This window comes from Photobacterium aquae (genome assembly GCF_001029445.1).
Classification (GTDB): Bacteria; Pseudomonadota; Gammaproteobacteria; order Enterobacterales; family Vibrionaceae; genus Photobacterium; species Photobacterium aquae.
Map to the genome: position 1 here is coordinate 1 of NZ_LDOT01000059.1, position 1,352 is coordinate 1,352.

General features: G+C 56.7%; 1 protein-coding gene. It reads right to left on the reverse strand.

Annotation, left to right across the window (positions count from 1 at the left end):
• Positions 1–1,352, reverse strand: a 1,352-nt coding sequence (gene tkt / locus ABT56_RS22370; protein WP_047881134.1) for a transketolase, incomplete at both ends; no start/stop codon positions are given.

Here is a 1,352-nt window from a genome sequence, read left to right on the forward strand (position 1 = left end):
CCACCCTTGGCGATATCAGCCAGCTGCTGCTCGTCACGAGGCTGCTGGGCAAGGTTCTGGCGAGAGAAGATCAGTGCTGTCGGGCCGTCTTTGCGCTCGATAGCCAGTTTCCATGCCACGGCAGATTCAACCTGGTCACATGGACGCCATGTGCTCATGTTCGGTGTCAGGCGCAAAGAAGATACCTGCTCAACCGGCTGGTGAGTCGGACCGTCTTCGCCAAGACCGATTGAATCGTGCGTGTAAACCTGAATGTTCTGTACCTTCATCAGGGCAGCCATACGCATTGCGTTACGCGCGTATTCCATGAACATCAGGAAGGTCGCGCCGTACGGTACGAAACCGCCGTGCAGGGCGATACCGTTCATGATCGCCGTCATGCCGAACTCACGCACACCGTAATGGATGTAGTTGCCTGAGAAGTCATCGGCAGTCAGAGACTTCGAGCCAGACCACATGGTCAGGTTAGACGGCGCAAGGTCAGCTGAGCCGCCCATGAACTCAGGCAGCATTGCACCGAATGCTTCCAGCGCGTTCTGAGACGCTTTGCGAGATGCGATGTTTGCAGGATTGGCTTGCAGATCAGCGATGATTGCAGAGGCTTTTTCTTCCCACTGTGCTGGCAGCTCACCGTTTACGCGGCGTTTGAATTCAGCAGCCAACTCAGGGTATGCCGCTTCGTACGCTGCGAACTTGTCGTTCCAGCTTGCTTCTTTGCTTGTGCCAGCTTCTTTGGCATCCCACTGCGCGTAGATGTCGGCAGGGATTTCAAAAGGACCGTGTTCCCAGCCTAGGAATTCACGTGCCGCTTTGATTTCATCAGCGCCTAGTGGAGCACCGTGACAGTCGTGAGAACCCGCTTTGTTTGGAGAACCGAAGCCGATGATGGTCTTGGTACAGATCAGCGTAGGGCGACCTGTTTCGGCTTTCGCCGCTTCGATAGCTGCGTTGATCGCTTCTGCGTCGTGGCCGTCAACTGCAGGGATCACGTGCCAGCCGTATGCTTCGAAACGCTTAGGGGTGTCGTCAGAGAACCAGCCCTCAACGTGGCCGTCGATAGAAATGCCGTTGTCATCCCAGAACGCGATCAGCTTGCCCAGACCCAGCGTACCCGCCAGTGAACATGCTTCGTGGGAGATACCTTCCATTAGGCAGCCGTCGCCCATGAACACATAGGTGTTGTGGTCAACGATGTCGTGGCCTTCGCGGTTGAACTGGGCAGCCAGTGCCTTTTCAGCCATCGCCATACCCACGGCATTGGTGATGCCCTGGCCTAGTGGGCCAGTGGTGGTCTCAACACCCGGTGCGTAACCGTATTCTGGGTGGCCAGGCGTTTTGGAATGCAGCTGGCG